Below are 16,503 nucleotides of genomic sequence, written 5' to 3' on the forward strand. Positions count from 1 at the left end.
TAGTATAATACCATCGTACTAAAGTATAATACTTTACTATAATTTACTCCTGATCGAGCGTTTCGACGAGCTTCTTGATCTGCTTCTTTTCGCTGTCGGAAAGAGGCGCTGTTTCCATCGAAACAGCGCGGCGGCGCCTTATCGAAACGGCAAGAGCCAAAGCACCAAGAAGCAAGGCGCCGATCGGAAAACCCCACAACAGTATCGTGCTCAATTGCAGCCGGGGTTTGAGCAGTACGAATTCGCCATAGCGGGCGACGAGAAATTCCAGCACCTGCGGGTCGGTATCACCGGCCACAATCCGCTCACGCACCAGGACCCGCAGATCGCGGGCGAGGTCTGCATTGGAATCGTCAATCGATTCATTCTGGCAGACCATGCAGCGCACTTGCGCTGAAATGGTGCGGGCGCGTTTTTCCAAAACAGGATTTGTCAGCATTTCGTCGGGGGAAAGTGCAAAGGCGCTGCTTGCGCCGAAACAAAGCAGCAGGCAAAGCAAAGCTGCCATTGGGTTGCGGACACGGCTCATGCGGGCACCCGGCTTTTTGCGGGTCGTGCGGGCGTGGCCCTGCCCTTGGCGGGCGCACCAATGCGCAAGCGGCGATCAAGCAAGGACAGGCAGCCGCCCGCCATCATGAACACGGTTCCAAGCCAGATCAGCGTTACCAGTGGCTTCCACCATATCCGCACGACGATGCCGCCATCGGCAGCCGCATCACCCAGCGCCACGTAAAGCTGGCTGAAGGTGAAGGTGCGAATACCAGCCTCGGTTGTCTGCATATTGCGGACAGGAAAGAAGCGCTTGGCCGCCATGAGAGACGTTACCGGCTGTCCTTCATCGCTCAAGACCGTAAACCGGCCTTGCTCTTCACTGAAATTGGACCCTTTGAAGGGCTCTATTTGATCGAAGCGCAGCGTATAGCCGCCCGCCCGGATGCTTTCGCCCGGCTTCATAACCAGGACGCTTTCGGTGGCAAAGGTGGTGGTTGCAACAATACCCAGCAATGTAACGCCAAGGCCGAAATGGGCAAAGGCAGTGCCGAAAACCGAGCGCGGCAGGCCAATGAGACGCCGCAACGTGATGTTCAAAGAGGCTTTGCCAATACCGGCTTTAAGAGCGAGATCGGTAAGAGCGCCGAGCATGAGCCACACGGCAAGCCCGATGCCAAAGGCAGCCAAAACGCCAGACGCCGATGTCTGGTAAAGCACGGCAGCAACAACCAGCAAGGCAACAAAGAAGGCAGCCATGAGACGTTGCGCCACGGCCAGAAGATCGCCGCGCTTCCAGGCCAAAAGCGGCCCGAATGGCACGGCGGCCAGAAGCGGAATCATCAGAGGACCGAAGGTGAGATTGAAGAAGGGCGCGCCGACCGAGATTTTTTCGCCTGTCAGAAATTCCAGCAGAAGTGGATAAAGGGTACCGATCAGAACGGTCGCGGCCGCTGTGGTCAAGAACAGATTGTTGAGGACTAGCGCACCCTCACGCGAAATCGGCTGAAACAAGCCGCCAGGTGCAAGGCTTTGTGCCCGCCATGCAAAAAGCGCCAGAGAACCACCGATAAAGATAACAAGTATGGCGAGGATAAACAGGCCGCGTCCGGGGTCTGTTGCGAATGTATGGACCGACGTCAGTACGCCGGAGCGGACGAGGAATGTTCCCAGTAGTGAAAGGGAGAAGGTGAGGATTGCAAGCAGCACCGTCCAGATTTTCAGCGCCGAGCGCTTTTCCATGACCAGTGCAGAATGCAGCAATGCGGTGCCAGCGAGCCAAGGCATGAAGGACGCATTTTCTACCGGATCCCAGAACCACCAGCCACCCCAGCCCAGTTCATAATAGGCCCAGTAAGAGCCCATCGAGATACCGCCTGTCAGGAACACCCAGGCCACGAGCGTCCACGGCCGAACCCAGCGCGCCCAGGCGGCATCAATGCGACCGTCAATGAGGGCAGCAACCGCAAAGGAGAAGCAGACGGAGAAACCGACATAGCCGAGGTAGAGCAGCGGCGGATGAATGGCCAGGCCGATATCCTGCAGGATCGGATTGAGATCACGCCCCTCGACCGGTGCCGGATTAAGACGCGCAAAGGGGTTTGATGTGGCAATAATAAAGGTAAGAAATGCAGTGCCGATCCATGCCTGAACGCCAAGTACATTGGCTTTCAATGAAGGCGGCAGATTATTGCCGAAAAAGGCGACGAGCGCTGTGAACAAGCTCAAGATCAGCACCCAGAGCAACATTGAGCCCTCGTGATTGCCCCACACGCCAGTAAATTTGTAAAGCAACGGCTTTTGCGAATGCGAATTCTCAAAGACATTCTGGACCGAAAAGTCGGAAAGCACATTGGCGCTTGTCAGCGCGGCAAATGAAATTGCGATAAGGGCAAGTACGGTAAAGGCAGCGGGAACACCAACCGCCATCATCCGGTCATCATTGCGACGCGCACCCAATATCGGCAGCACCGATTGCACAATGGATAAAGCAAGAGCGAGTACCAGCGCAAAATGTCCAAGCTCGACAATCATGGCTTTTTGCTCTCTTCCTGCCAGACACCCTTGGCCTTCAGACTATCGGCGACTTCCTTGGGCATGTAGTTTTCATCATGTTTGGCCAGTACGCTGTCAGCCACGAACGCGCCATCTGGCGAAAAGCCGCCTTCGATCACCACGCCTTGGTCTTCGCGAAAGAGGTCAGGCAATATGCCTTCATAGGTGACGGGGATGCTTTTGATCTTGTCAGTAACCGAGAAGCTGATCTTGGTTCCCTCGCCGCGAACCACTGTTCCTTTTTCAACCAGACCACCAAGGCGGAAGCGCGATTGCGACTGAATGTCGGAAGCCTGAATATCGGAAGGCATGCGGAAGAATGCGATTTTCTGCTGCAACGCAAACAGAACAAGCGCGGCCGCCAATCCCAGAACGACCAGACCGCCACCAATTACCGAGAGTCTTTTTTGCTTGCGCGTCATCAGTCGTTCTCCGGCTCATAGGCCAAACCGAGCTCCTCGGCCACAGCGTCAAGACGGGCCATCTTTTCAGCGCTCAACGCTTTTCTGGCACGATCCAACGCTTCAATGGCATCATTGGGTCGATTGAGCACGACATAGGATCGCACCAGCCTTTCCCAGCCTTCAACATTGTCCGGAGACGTTTCCAGCTTTGTAGCAAGGCTGGCAACCATGCCTTCAATCATTGTGGCACGGCTTTCGCTGTCAGCATCCATCATTGCCTGTACCTGCGCGGCATCCGGCGCGGTTCTGTCAACATCGCTGACATCGGGCGCATCACCGTTGATCTCGGCGTCCAGTTTGGTCAGCGCAGCTTGTGCCTGTTCACGCCATGGCACATCGAGAGGAGCCTCCTCCAGCAGTTTGCGGATGAGATCACGCGCTTCAGTCAGGCGGCCCTGCTGCATCCAGCCATCAATAATGTAAAATTGCGGGCGCATGTCTTTTGGATCCAGCGCCAATGCCTTGTTGAAGGCTTCCTCCGCTCGAGCAGTCGTTTTACCGCCCGATTCCGCAATAAGCGCCTGCCCCAGACCGAGCTGCCGTGCAGCGCTGTCGCCATTCAAGCGTATGATATTCTGGTATGCGGCAACAGCATTTGCAGGACGTCCCATGCGCAGATAGATAGGTGCCAGGACTTCCCAGCCCTGACCGTCATCCGGGTTCAGTGCCAAATGCGCCTCGGCACGGGCAATCAACTCTTCGGGTGTACTTTGATCAGCCGGGCGCGCAAGCCTTTCTGCAAGCGGCTGTCCGGGCAGATCCGGATTGCCTGTCATCGCGTAAACAGCCCATGAAATCAGGGGAATAGCGATGACTGTTGCAAGTGTCATCCATTCGCGGGTAGCGCTCTTGGCCGGTCGAATCGCTTGTTCGTCCATTGCGGCAGCCCTGGCAGACTTCAGAAGGCGGCGCCCGACTTCCGCGCGCGCCTGTTCGCCAGCAACAGGATCAATCAAGCCACGTTTCTCGTCAGCATCGAGTTCGCGCAATTGGTCTCGATAGACCTCAACGTCATATTGATTGTCCGACACAGAAGCCTTCGTGCGCCGCGTTAATGGCAAAAGCACCAGCAACGTTGCGACAACGGTCAGAAATGCAGCGAAAATCCAGAAAATCATGCGTGAGACATAGACTCTCGCCTATACAAAATCCAAACGCATTTTATTGATAGGGCAATTCGCCGCAAATGCGTTTTCTCAAACGGGCCTCATCACAATCGCGTCCAGCTGCCGTCTTCATTACGACATGCAGTGCCGCGCGAGGATTGCGGTGTACCGTCAATACGGATGGTATGGGTATATTGACGGCAATTCTGCGACCCAACCTGATAGGGTTGCGCTGCCACCACCTCACCAGAACGATTGTTACTACTGTTCTTCCATTCTACGACCTTGCCGGCTGGGGAATATTCCAAGGTCTGATACTCAGCCTGCAAAGCCTGCTTGCGGTCCGCCGGTTCCAGCGATGCGTTACCGACCAGGCCACTACCAAGAGCCGCAAGAACACTGGCTTTTGCCGCCTTTGAACCGCCCGTCCATGAGCTTAGAACTCCGCTATCGCCCTTGCCGCCGGAGGTTGTTGAACAACCGGCAAGCGCAGCAATTGCAAGAAGGGGAATAGCGATATGAAATTTCATCACAAGCTCATTTTCAGATAAATCTTAAGGCCTTTATGACCCGATTGAATGACGGCTGGCAAGCTTCATTCAATTCGCAGCCGTCGGTAGAATCAGTCTCGCGTGCAACCCACCCAGTACAGAACTGCGTTCCAGCGACAGGGTTCCGCCATATTCGCGCACAGTATCGTTCACAATAGACAGGCCCAAGCCCGTTCCAGGCTTTGTTTCATCCAGGCGTTTGCCGCGTGCCAACGCATCCTGAATTTGTTCGGAAGCAAGGCCGGGCCCGTCATCCTCGACGCTAATCTCAAATCCCTGCTCGACACGCGCAAGTGTCAGTCTGATAATCTGACGGCCCCACTTCCCGGCATTCTCCATCAGATTGCCGACGATCTCCTCAAGGTCTTCCTGCTCACCAGCAAAGATCGCATCATCCATGTAATTGTTGAACTGGACATCCATGCCAGGATTGAGCTTGGCGGTAACGCGCACCAACCGTTGCAGAATCGGCGTTACCGGTGCACGGAAAACAACACTGTCGCGCTGTGCAGCGACACGGGCGCGTTGCAGATAATGCTGTACCTGAACCTGCATGGCTACAGTCTGTTCGGCAATGAGACGGCCTTCTGTCCCGCCGATTGTCCGGCTTTCATTGACCAGAACAGACAAAGGCGTTTTGAGCGAATGTGCAAGATTACCAACCTGCGTGCGCGAACGATCCATGATACGCCGATTATTATCGATAAGCGCATTCATCTCGCGTGCCAGCGGTGCAATCTCGTTAGGCAGGTCTTCATCGAGACGTGTGACCTTGCCCTCGCGGATATCGCCAAGGGAACGACGCACGCGATCAAGTGGGCGAAGCCCGAACAGGATAACCGCAGCGTTGATCAAGGTTCCGCCGATACCGAAAATGCCGAGATAGAAATATAACGTATAGCGGAAGTCTGCGATTTCATCCTCAACTTCACTTAAATTTCCCATTACCCTGAAACGTGCAACCCGGTTTTCCGCATCAAGCACAACTTCGGTTTCGACAACCGACAATTGCTGGCCGTTCGGCCCAACTTCCGTATATTGGCGCTGAAACGACGTATCGAAAGGTACATTGAGAGTTGATGGCGAATCGATATTCCGCTCTCCAAGAGAGACAGAGCGCAGCGAACCTTTCAAATTGTCTGCGGCGGGCTCAACCGACCAATACCAACCGGAAAGCGGGCTGGAATATCGCACTTCGCCAGGATCAGGACGCCCTGCCAACGTACCGTCATTGACACTGACTGATGCGATAACACTGAAAAGATGTGCCGAAAGCAACTGCTGAAAGCTTTTCAACCGTTCTTCGCCATATAGCGTCGAGATGATGGTGGCGATGGCAATGAATGAGATGATGGTCCAGAGGGTCGACAACGAAATGACGCGGAACGACAAAGATCGCAAGCTTGGGAGATAATTTCTCAGCCGGATTGCCACGCAATGCCCTCTTTAAAAGGCCTAGGCCTTGCTGTCTTGCGACTTGATACGATAGCCCATACCGCGGATGGTCTCGATCAGGTCCATACCCATCTTTTTGCGCAACCGACCAACAAAGACCTCAATCGTGTTTGAGTCCCTGTCAAAATCCTGATCGTAAAGATGCTCGACCAGCTCGGTGCGTGATACGACCTCATCCATATGGTGCATGAGATAGGAAAGCAGCCGGAACTCGTGGGAAGTGAGTTTCAGCGTGTTTCCATTGACAGTGACTTTGGATGTTTTCGTATCCAGACGCAACGGACCACAGGAAATTTCGGACGAAGCATGACCAGCCGCGCGACGGATCAGGGCGCGCAGACGTGCAAGAACTTCCTCAATATGAAACGGCTTGGCAACATAATCATCAGCGCCCGCATCAATGCCGGCAACCTTGTCGCTCCAGCGATCACGGGCCGTCAACAGCAGTACCGGCATGATGCGTGCGTCTTGACGCCATTTTTCAAGTATGGTCAGGCCATCCATCTGGGGCAGGCCGATATCCAGAACAACGGCATCGTAGGGCTCGGTATCGCCGAGAAAATGCCCCTCCTCACCATCATAGGCCTTGTCGACAACATATCCAGCCTCCGTGAGCGCATCCACGAGCTGACGGTTAAGGTCGCGATCATCCTCGACGACAAGTATTCTCATGCAGGACTTCCTCGCGGGCTTATGAGATCAGTTTGCCGGAACAGCAACTTCCACACGCCGCGGTCGTTCCCCGTCCTTGCCGGGAACCAGAACAACCACTACGCAGACCTCTTTGCCGTTTTGGACAACCGATGTTGCACGCGCAAGGGTACCACCTTGCGAGTCCGCTACCCGCTGCCCCACCGAAGAGCAATCCGCAGCCATAGCGGGACCGGCGAAAACGACGCCGACACCCGAGATCAGACCCGCCAAGGGTAAGGAGAAGAGTAAATGTTTCATCATGTTGCCATTATTATCAATTGCTGTCTGAACAATGAATGAACAGTTGGTGCCTTGTAGCTACAAATGCCATAGGTTCACGTCTTTTAACATCATATTTCTTTACGTGAAATGACAGTCGTTGCACTAATACGACCAAATAGCGCCACAACACCGCTAATTGCTGTCAAAAACTGCACTATTGTATCTGCAATGGATACGTGATCTGCACCATCAAGCGAACCATTGAAGAAACCAGAGCACGACAGACCAATGGTTACAATTGATGCCCAGATGGTCTTGGAAGCAAACCAGGATTTTTCGTTGGTCATTATCAAATTCCTTTTTAAATATTTGCCGGATTAAAAAGACGTTGGAAAAAATTTGCAGCGGGCCTTTTGTCCAAGCCCGACTGCGGCAGAAATCATGGCGACTGTGAAGTCGAAAGCGGCAGCAGCATGGCCCAGATCCTTCAACCGCTGAGAGGCGCTATAAGTCCAATTGCTGGCGGTAACTTCAAGAGAGCGTACGACCCGCCCTTCAAGCAGGATTTCTATATGATAGGCTTCGCGATCTTCGCCCAGCGGTATCTCTGGAGAAAGCCAGCTATCTGCATCAATGCGCCCGCGTCTGACCCAGCCTATGTCCATATCGCCATTTGAGCGCATTGTGCGGCGGATATGAACGGGCGACAGCGGTTGCCTTGCCCGCAGACCTCCGATTTTCGTCTTCGTGCTGTAGAACTGATCGGAAAACTCTTCGCCAGAACATCCAACGCGCCAGTTGAGCTCCAGCCCCGCTTCTTGTGGTTTCAAGCCTGCCGGAGAAACGGCGTCGTTCAACAGGATGAAGGGCGTTCCTTCATTTTTCAGCTGCATGGCTTCGGATTCTGTACCGCATTGGCCACGCAAAAGCCCGGTCAGCCGCCACACATCGCTGCTTGTTTCCTCTGCACCGAGAAATTGCAGCAGTTCCCATTCACCATCGAGCGTTCCAACAAGTGCACTGTTGGCTCCGTTAAAAAGCTGAGAATGTGTTACTGAGCTCAACTCTCCAGCATAGAGTTTGACCGTCAGTGCCTGATTGTAAAGCCAGCGCCCGCTAGCGCCTCCATCCAATGGCTTGACCAACTCCCCCATGATGACGCTACTTGTCAGCATTGCGCGCTGTTCGAAGCCAGAATGTTCCGGCGAAGCAAATACGCTCACGCCATTCCAGGGCCTGGAAAATGCAGCGATCCGGAATTGATTGGCGGGATGCTCTATCCCTGGCCACATGGGAAGGTCTATCAGCTCAAAATACGGTCTTCCGCGGATTGAGGCATCTGCGTCTGCTGCAACGGGCAGTTCTGTTTGAGCAGGATACCGAATATGTTGTGGTACAGCCCGCGCCTCCAAACGCCTTATTGCCCCATCTTCAATCGAGGTAATAACAAAACCACCTGTCGCGGCCGCAGTTGTACCATGCGGGTCGGCGATTCTGATCCTGTCCCCTATTTTTAAACCAGCTTGCTTCCAGGGTAGCTCAAACGTAACCGATCGCCGCGATGCCCTTCGTGACTGCATCCATCCTTCGGCAAGGGATTTAGCCTGACCGCTGTCCAGCATGGCAGCAATGCCGACACTTTCTGTTCCCTTGCCATTCTGACGCTCGGCAAAAGCCATTGCCGCCTGATAGTCCAGCATCGGGTCGCGGTAAGCCAGTTCAACTCGTTCCGGCTGTTCCATCATTTCCGTCAGCCGCCATGTCAGTGCGGCAACATCCTCTTTCTCGACGAATTCTTCGATTAAAGGTGTTTGTGCATCCGTGCGGGCATTGCTTTGGAAGACGAGTGTTTTTCCACTTTCAAATGCGTCTATGCCATAAACCGCAAGCAGGGGTTCAATTGCAGAGCGAACACTCGCCGGTTCGTCCAGCACATAGCCGCTGACAAATCCATCGACATGCAATGTATCAAAATCGGCGACCCCATGATCATTGAGAATGGCTGCTATCAACTCATCCAGCGCCACTCCTGAAAGCCGGCCATTCAGCCAATGACCCGATGACCAATTATCACCATCCGACCATAATTTCCGGTTTAGCGGAAATTCCGGGTGGGGCCGTGTATCCCAAGCCCAAACATAGAGTCGGTCCTTGTCAAGCATAGAGCTGAAAAGGTCTGTCCAGTGGGAAATATGGGCGCGTAAGTACCGGTTTTGTGCAAGATCATCTCTTGCCTGATCGGAGAAGTATGGAAATGCACCTTCCGATGACTTCATGTCGGGAAAAACATTGGGCTGGTTCGGACCCTTGTCAACTGCGGGACAGCCGAGTTCCGTCAACCAGATTTGCTTTGAAGCCGGTTGCCATACCGTGGGTGTTTTCTGCTCCACGCCTCCGATCCGGTTGAAGTGGCTATTCCTCCACCACAGGGACAGGTCCTTGTAGCGGTAAATCCATGATTTGCCCAAGCCATCTGAGATGGGCGTTCGGATACGCATGGTCCGGTCGCTCAGTGATGCGTAATACCAGTCGTAACCCTCCCCTGCGGTAATCTGTTCCCGCAAGGCGGAAAGATCATAGGGCGTTGCGAACCCATCGGGGTTGGGCACACCATAATCTTCATCCCGCCAGTCGCTGAGCGGCATGTAATTGTCGATACCAACAGCATTGATCGCTGGATGCGCCCAAAGCGGATCAAGGTTGAAATAGACATCGCCTGAACCATCCTGCGGGTGATGCCCGAAATATTCAGACCAGTCCGCGCCATAAGTAAGCTTGCAGTCCGGACCCAAAACCTTGCGTATATCAGCCGCCAGGCTGCAAAGCCCCTCAACGAACGGAAAATTATTACCCTGCCCGCGAATCATTGTGAGGCCCCGCAGTTCCGAGCCAAGGATAAAGGCATCCACACCGTCAGCGCAGAGGGCTAAATGCGCCAGATGCAAGACAAAACGTCGATAACCCCAATCATCATCATTGCCTTGATAATGCACGCGCCCATGCCTGACGCGATAGTCTTCCCCTTTGGCATTTCCAAGGAATGTGGCGATCTGGCTGCTCGCTGCCGCTGTCTTGTTGACGCTGCCCGCATGGTAAGGCGCCGGATGACAGGTAATACGCCCGCGCCACGGATGTGTTGCTTGATTTGTTGCGCCGTAAGGGTCAGGTAGCTGATTACCCGCCGGTATATCGAGCATGATGAACGGATAGAGCGTAACGCTCAGCCCTCTCGCCTTGGCGTCGCGGATGGCTGCGATAATACTCTCGTCAGATGGTGTTCCGCCATAGACCACACCCTTATCAGTCCGGGAAATCAGATGCGCATCCGTACGATCTACACCCCCGGCCCACCATTTTTCACTTTCATTATTGTGTTTCCGATCCATGACACCCGGTCGAATTCTGCAATAACCGGCCCGTAAATCGGCTCCAAACCACGGCACTACAATTGCAACATGTTTCAGTGCAGGGCAGAGTCCCTGCAACTCGTCCATGGATGCCTCCCAGTCCGTATGGCCTCTCAGGCAATTGTGATTCAAACCGTTCGTTTGACCTTTACCCGGTTCATTGGTCACCAGTCTCGGCGATAGGCCAAACTCCGTTGAACCGGGTATCAAAGCCACTGCCTTGAGGGAGCTGGCAACGCTACCGACTGCCCTGATCACTTCAAACTGAAACTGCGGTATGCGATTGCCAAAATCGTCGAGCGGAAATCGCTCGAAAACCACATAGGCGGTGCCCCGATATGCTGGCGCATTGCCGTTTCCCTGCTTGCCTTCAATCAAGGGGTCCGGCATTTGATCTTCGCCACCGCAATAGACGCGGATTGTGCCCCGCGTCTGATCATATTCCTTGCCGTCAGCCCATATGCGGCGGATCAGACTTATCTCCCCGACTGCGACCGCAATAGCGAAATTTCCAAAATAGGAATATTCAGCAACCTTCCGCCCGCCCTTGCCACCTTGGCGCTTTCTGGTTTTCTGCTCCTCGAAACGCGTACCCCAAATCAAAGTACCCGATACGCGCGCCGCGCCGTATACGCGCGCCGCGCCGTAGACGCGCGGAAGCGCAGCGCCCTCTTCGGCCATAGTCGGGCGCATTGATGTCATGCGCGGGCCTTCGGCATTTTGTCCGAAAAGCGCGCGATCGATAAGATAGCCGCCTATTGAGGCTCCGGCTGTTGCCAAGGCTGCAGCCATCGTACCTTGCGTAAACATAAAGCTTGCGGCCGTTGTGAGAACGAGCGTCGCCATACAATCAAGTCCCTATGACAAATGCTTAAAATCTTTGGGGAAATCCGAACACACCCGCAATTCGCCTGCGCCATTGCGGGATCAGGGCTGAATCCATGACGCAGTGCCCTTCATAGGCATGGGTGAAGCGGTCTGGGCCTGTCAGTATTCCCACATGCTTTGCAGCAACGCCGTCGCGCCAGCGGAAAACAAGCATGTCGCCAGGAACCGCATCTGCCAGAGCTTTCGAAATCATGTGCTCGTGCGCTGCCTCCAGCAGCGCGTCACCAGCGCCAGACTCGGCCCAATCCGGCGAGTAGGCTGCAATATCCTGCGGCTCCCGGCCATAGAGCGCACGCCATATGCCACGCACAAGACCGAGACAATCGCACCCGACCTGACATCTGGAACCTTGATGACGATACGGCGTGCCAAGCCAATGCCGGGTTTCAGACAGAACTTCCTGTGCAATCGTCATGGTACCAGCGGCCCGCCATCAAAATTACCCTTGCCATTGGCAAAGTTATAGATCGCATCATTGCCCGGTAGATGCGGAAATCCGCGAAAGTTTGCGCTATTGCCAAACTTCGCCTTGCACTGTGCGAAGCTCTTGTCGCAGCCTGCATTAAGCAGAAATGTATCGCTTATTTTGATGTCCGGAATTGGGGAGTCCCGCAAGCTCAGGCGAATGCCCTCGCCATATGTCTGGTGTGCCAGCACGACATTCCTGCTGCCATTTGCCCAGCTCAATATTCCGTTGCGAAACCAATTGCTGTCCGGTGGCCGCAAACCGTTCACCACAATCTCGCGGTCCGAGATCAGCCTTGTCACGCTTGCCTTTTGTGCAGGGCCTTTATAACCACAGCGACTATCGCCAAGCTGTGCATCGCATTGCCGGGTTACACGGCGGCCACTTATCTTATCGAGATCGACAGAGCTACTCTTCAATTCCGCCACGAAACGCCCGCCCGAGCGGCTGATCGTACCGATACGAGAAGAGCGCAATAAGCTGTATTGCTCCGGCGATGCCCAATTGACAAGGAACGTCTCAACCGAGGCGCCGTCGAATGCACCGCGCTCGATATCGCTATCGGAGATGGCAAGAGAGGAAAGCGCTCCTTCAATTTCTGCGGTATCCACACTTAGCCCCAATGCGCTTGCAGCTTCGCTGGCACTCAGTCCGGTTTGTGGTTCGCACGACACACCGTCGATCAACAATATTTTGTCGTGGTCGGTAAAACCAAATACAACCTTGTCTGCTCGCCGAATGATCCAGCAAAAACAATGTGTTGTTATCTCGCCTGAAAGATGTGATTCAAGCGCAGCGGGCAGTGAACTCATGCTTTGACCTCAATAATGGGAATGGAAGGGATATCACCGGCACTGAATGATTTGAGACTGATCATCAGCCGATCCGTATCGAACCGGACAGGCACATCGAAACCAAATCCTGCACTCACCTTTGCATCCAGCTTGGGTATTCTTCCGGGCTGAAAAATGATCTTCCCGGTGATCAGTTCGACAACAAAATCGACCGCCTCCCTCTGCTCCACGCCTGCCACGGCTATGCGCACGCTGTCCTTTGCCACTTTGGTGATTGGACGCACATGCTCGCCATAGCGCTTGACGAGCTGAAACACTGCATTTCGCCCATTCCCCAGCCCAATCGGTTGATCTGCGGGAGTGATTGTCTGGCCGGATTTACATGACAGATGATCAAAGGGATCGCGGAACCGGAATGCATGCAGCGAGCCTCGCCGCGCTTCGAAGAATGCCATCACTTCTTCAAGATCTGCCAGAGAACGCAATCCTGTGCCCGCATCGTAGTGACGCCGCGACTGCGACCAGCGGGCATTGCGTTGCTCAAACCCGGATGTGAGTGGCACGATTTCATTGCGCCATTCTGGTCCACCGGTCGCACCAAAGGAGACAGCCGCCGGAAAGCGGACGTCGTGAAAGTCTGCCATGTTGTATCCTTTTGAAGCAATTCCAGCAAAAGTGTGAAGCGGTTTTTGCGTGCGGAATCGCGTAAAAACAAAGACTTAAAGCGTCCGTGCGCCCCGGCGTGCGGCGCGCGCCAGCATGCCCGTTAACCGGCGAAAGGCCTTTGGTCACAATTCCGACGATGACCAATATCTACAGCAACACCGTTACGCAGTCAAGGACTATTTTCCTATAAAGGTAAATTTTCTTATGAAGTCTTCTTCCATCCAGCAGCCAACAACCCCGCGCCGATCATCAGCGAGCCGCCTGTACGATTGACCACGCGCTGGACACTGGGCTTGCGAATTGTCTGTCGTGCCATGGATGCCATCAGCGCATAGGCCCCGGCATTCAGCGTTGCCAGCACAAGGAATGTTGCCTCAAAAATCACCATCTGCGTCAGGATCGGCCGTGTCGTATCAAGGAACTGCGGCAGGAAGGCCACGAAGAAGATAATGCTTTTCGGGTTGAGCGCCGTTACCACATAGGTGTGCAGGAATATGCGGAGCGCCTTCTCATTCTTTGCTGGCGCCTCTCCTGTCACAGGATCAGCCACAGGCGCACGCCAAAGCTTGATGCCGAGATAGATCAGATAGGCGACACCGATCCATTTCAACGCGGTAAAGATCGTCGCTGATGCAGCGAGCAGCGCGCCAAGACCAAGCATGGAGGCGGTCATCGCCGTAAAATCGCCAAGCGCAACGCCTGCAACAGTTGCCATTGCAAAGCGCCTGCCATGGCCAAGCGCGTAGGAAATCACCAGAAGGATGGTCGGCCCGGGGATAGCCAGAAGAATTGCTGATGCCGCCACGAATGCCAACCAATGCTCAATAGCCATGTTCCTGCTCCTGTTTGAACTGGCGTTCAGCAATCCATCAGAATGATCCATTTGCAAGCTTAAAATTAAAGCTGCATTCCATACCCGAAAGACCCAGTTTTTCGGGCTTCTCTTGTCGCCGGACATAAAAAAGAGCTAATCTGTCCTCTGGGGTGAAATGACAAGGCAGCGCTTGAAAAATTACAAGTTTCAGAAGCTGTTAAGCGTAATCGGTTACACCATATTCTTCGTGAGGAATGTGGATACAGGGCAGGCACAGAGTTTCGATGAAAGAGACCGAGCCAGACAAGCGTAAACGTTTCAGAGTCTCGCCACTTCTAGGGCTTGATGCCTGGATCGATTCAACACTTTACGAGCTGCGTTTCCGTGCTGCTGAAACCTGGGAAGATCTGACGATATTCTTCCGCCGTTTCCATGTCTCCAGCTGGCGGCGTGCAATTATAGAAGTCTTGAGCGAAGGTTTCACCTGGGGCGCAGCCGGCTCTGTGGTCATGTTGACACTGGCGATTCCGGCCTTTCACGAGACAGACAAAAACTGGCGCACCCGTGATGATTTCGCCGTCACCTTTCTTGATCGTTATGGTAATGAAATCGGCCAGCGCGGCATTCTGCACCGCAGCGCCGTTCCGATTGATGAACTGCCGGACCACGTTATAAAGGCAGTCCTTGCCACGGAAGACCGGCGCTTCTTTGACCATTTCGGCATCGATTTCCTTGGCCTGTCGCGGGCCATGACCGAAAATCTGCGCGCCAATTCGGTGGTGCAGGGCGGATCGACAATCACACAGCAATTGGCGAAAAACCTGTTCCTGACCAATGAGCGCAGTCTGGATCGCAAGATCAAGGAAGCCTTCCTTGCACTTTGGCTCGAGGCGAACTTGAGCAAAAAAGAAATTCTCCAGACCTATCTGGATCGCGCCTATATGGGCGGGGGCACATTCGGCATAGCTGCCGCGTCGCAATTCTACTTCAACAAGAGCGTCAAGGACGTCAATCTTGCCGAAGCGGCCATGCTCGCCGGCCTGTTCAAGGCACCGGCGAAATATGCGCCCCACGTCAACCTGCCTGCCGCCCGTGCGCGTGCCAATGTGGTGCTGAGCAATCTCGTTCAGGGCGGACTGATGACGGAAGGTCAGGTTGTCGGCGCCCGGCGCAATCCCGCTAGCGTGGTTGATCGCGGACGTCTGGAAAGCCCTGATTACTTTCTCGACTGGGCCTTTGATGAGGTTCGCAAGGTCGCGCAGAACTTCAGCACACACACATTGATTGTGCGCACCACGCTCGATACCGGTATCCAGAAAGCCGCCGAAGAATCGGCCGAATACCATCTGCGCCAGTATGGCAAGGAATATCGCGTTGCACAGGCGGCAATAGTTGTTCTTGAAAACAATGGAGCCGTAAGGGCCATTGTTGGTGGGCGCGATTATGGCCTCAGTCAGTTCAACCGTGCCACCGCTGCGCTCCGGCAGGCTGGCTCATCTTTCAAGCCCTATGTCTATGCAGCCGCGATAGAAAAGGGCATGACACCCAAAACGCTCGTCTCGGGCGGCGCAGTGTCATGGGGCAACTGGTCACCACAAAACTATTCCCGTAGATATCTTGGCAAGATTGATCTCACCACCGCTCTGGTCAAGTCGATCAACACGGTGCCCGTGCGTCTTGCCAAAGATTATCTGACCACAGCCCCCATTGTCGCATTGGCAAAGGCCATGGGTGTTGAATCACCCATCAGCTCGCACAAGACCATGGTGCTCGGTACTTCCAGCATGACAGTCATGGATCAGGCTACGGGCTATAATGTCTTTGCCACGGGCGGCATTGTCGGTATGCGTCATGCCTTTACACAGATATCGAGCCAGAATGGTGAAGCCCTGTGGGACTGGCGCAAAGATGGTTCAAAACCGCACCGGGTTCTGACAGAAACTGCCGCCAACGATATGAACTTCATGCTATCGCAGGTGCCGGAATGGGGTACAGGACGTCGTGCTGCCCTTCCCATGACGCGCGTAGCGGGCAAGACGGGAACGACACAGAGCTATCGTGATGCATGGTTCGTCGGTTTCACTGGCAATTTCACCGCAGCTGTCTGGTTCGGCAATGACAATTTCACGCCGACCAACGAACTGACAGGCGGCATTCTGCCCGCGATGACGTGGCAGCGCTTCATGAATTATGCGCACCAGAATATCGATCTGAAAGCGATACCCGGCATTGACCCAACCCTGCCCAAGCAAGACAAGGCCGTAGCCGAAAATCGCACCGCCGATACGGATAGCGAAGTTATAAATGCCGGGGAACGTCCCCGCGTTCTCTCCAATGCGACTGTACAGGTGCTCCGCGAGATCGATCAGGCATTGAGAACATCGCCAAAGCTGAAATTGCCTCTGCTTCCTACAAAAGTTTCCGCGCGCTAAT

General features: G+C 54.3%; 15 protein-coding genes. 1 reads left to right on the forward strand and 14 read right to left on the reverse strand.

The window, feature by feature from the left end; translation table 11 throughout:
* Nucleotides 1–43: 43 nt before the first annotated feature.
* The 14 genes from ACYJL1_RS14350 to ACYJL1_RS14415 all read right to left on the reverse strand — a co-directional run bounded on the left by ACYJL1_RS14350 (nucleotide 44) and on the right by ACYJL1_RS14415 (nucleotide 14,088).
* A complete protein-coding gene (locus ACYJL1_RS14350; protein WP_460896014.1) occupies nucleotides 44–529 on the reverse strand; it encodes a cytochrome c-type biogenesis protein in 486 nt (161 codons plus the stop codon).
* A complete protein-coding gene (locus ACYJL1_RS14355; protein ID WP_460896015.1) occupies nucleotides 526–2,523 on the reverse strand; it encodes a heme lyase CcmF/NrfE family subunit in 1,998 nt (665 codons plus the stop codon). Before ACYJL1_RS14355 ends, ACYJL1_RS14350 begins: the two co-directional genes overlap by 4 nt.
* A complete protein-coding gene (gene ccmE, locus ACYJL1_RS14360) occupies nucleotides 2,520–2,966 on the reverse strand; it encodes a cytochrome c maturation protein CcmE (RefSeq protein ID WP_460896016.1) in 447 nt (148 codons plus the stop codon). The genes ACYJL1_RS14355 and ccmE overlap by 4 nt, the downstream gene beginning before the upstream one ends.
* Nucleotides 2,966–4,126, reverse strand: a complete 1,161-nt coding sequence (gene ccmI, locus ACYJL1_RS14365) for a c-type cytochrome biogenesis protein CcmI (protein WP_460896017.1) — start codon at nucleotides 4,124–4,126, stop codon at nucleotides 2,966–2,968. Before ccmI ends, ccmE begins: the two co-directional genes overlap by 1 nt.
* A gap of 92 nt (nucleotides 4,127–4,218) precedes the next feature.
* The gene (locus ACYJL1_RS14370) at nucleotides 4,219–4,644 is read right to left on the reverse strand and encodes a hypothetical protein (protein WP_460896018.1); all 426 of its coding nucleotides are present in this window, start codon (nucleotides 4,642–4,644) and stop codon (nucleotides 4,219–4,221) included.
* A 69-nt stretch (nucleotides 4,645–4,713) separates the two neighbouring features.
* Nucleotides 4,714–6,015 carry an ATP-binding protein gene (locus tag ACYJL1_RS14375; RefSeq protein ID WP_460898049.1) on the reverse strand — a complete coding sequence of 434 codons (1,302 nt, stop codon included), beginning with the start codon at nucleotides 6,013–6,015 and terminating at the stop codon, nucleotides 4,714–4,716.
* A gap of 105 nt (nucleotides 6,016–6,120) precedes the next feature.
* Nucleotides 6,121–6,792 (reverse strand): response regulator transcription factor, encoded by a 672-nt coding sequence (locus ACYJL1_RS14380; protein ID WP_460896019.1) that lies wholly within the window; start codon nucleotides 6,790–6,792, stop codon nucleotides 6,121–6,123.
* Nucleotides 6,793–6,819: 27 nt separating this feature from the next.
* On the reverse strand, nucleotides 6,820–7,074 hold the full coding sequence (locus ACYJL1_RS14385) for a hypothetical protein (RefSeq protein WP_460896020.1): 255 nt from the start codon (nucleotides 7,072–7,074) through the stop codon (nucleotides 6,820–6,822).
* 89 nt (nucleotides 7,075–7,163) lie between these two features.
* The gene (locus tag ACYJL1_RS14390) at nucleotides 7,164–7,382 is read right to left on the reverse strand and encodes a hypothetical protein (RefSeq protein WP_460896021.1); all 219 of its coding nucleotides are present in this window, start codon (nucleotides 7,380–7,382) and stop codon (nucleotides 7,164–7,166) included.
* Between the two features lie 30 nt (nucleotides 7,383–7,412).
* Nucleotides 7,413–11,288 carry a baseplate multidomain protein megatron gene (locus ACYJL1_RS14395; RefSeq protein WP_460896022.1) on the reverse strand — a complete coding sequence of 1,292 codons (3,876 nt, stop codon included), beginning with the start codon at nucleotides 11,286–11,288 and terminating at the stop codon, nucleotides 7,413–7,415.
* 25 nt (nucleotides 11,289–11,313) lie between these two features.
* On the reverse strand, nucleotides 11,314–11,745 hold the full coding sequence (locus tag ACYJL1_RS14400) for an NlpC/P60 family protein (RefSeq protein ID WP_460896023.1): 432 nt from the start codon (nucleotides 11,743–11,745) through the stop codon (nucleotides 11,314–11,316).
* On the reverse strand, nucleotides 11,742–12,608 hold the full coding sequence (locus ACYJL1_RS14405; RefSeq protein ID WP_460896024.1) for a DUF2163 domain-containing protein: 867 nt from the start codon (nucleotides 12,606–12,608) through the stop codon (nucleotides 11,742–11,744). Before ACYJL1_RS14405 ends, ACYJL1_RS14400 begins: the two co-directional genes overlap by 4 nt.
* Complete coding sequence (locus ACYJL1_RS14410; RefSeq protein ID WP_460896025.1) at nucleotides 12,605–13,234, reverse strand: phage distal tail protein, Rcc01695 family; 630 nt, start codon at nucleotides 13,232–13,234, stop codon at nucleotides 12,605–12,607. Before ACYJL1_RS14410 ends, ACYJL1_RS14405 begins: the two co-directional genes overlap by 4 nt.
* Nucleotides 13,235–13,458: 224 nt before the next feature.
* Nucleotides 13,459–14,088, reverse strand: coding sequence for a LysE family translocator (locus ACYJL1_RS14415; RefSeq protein WP_460896026.1), 630 nt, complete (start codon nucleotides 14,086–14,088; stop codon nucleotides 13,459–13,461).
* 266 nt (nucleotides 14,089–14,354) lie between these two features.
* Between ACYJL1_RS14415 and ACYJL1_RS14420 the strand changes: the two genes are divergently transcribed.
* The gene (locus ACYJL1_RS14420) at nucleotides 14,355–16,502 is read left to right on the forward strand and encodes a transglycosylase domain-containing protein (protein ID WP_460896027.1); all 2,148 of its coding nucleotides are present in this window, start codon (nucleotides 14,355–14,357) and stop codon (nucleotides 16,500–16,502) included.
* The last annotated feature ends 1 nt before the right edge of the window (nucleotide 16,503 follow it).

The organism is Phyllobacterium sp. K27 (assembly GCF_054796155.1).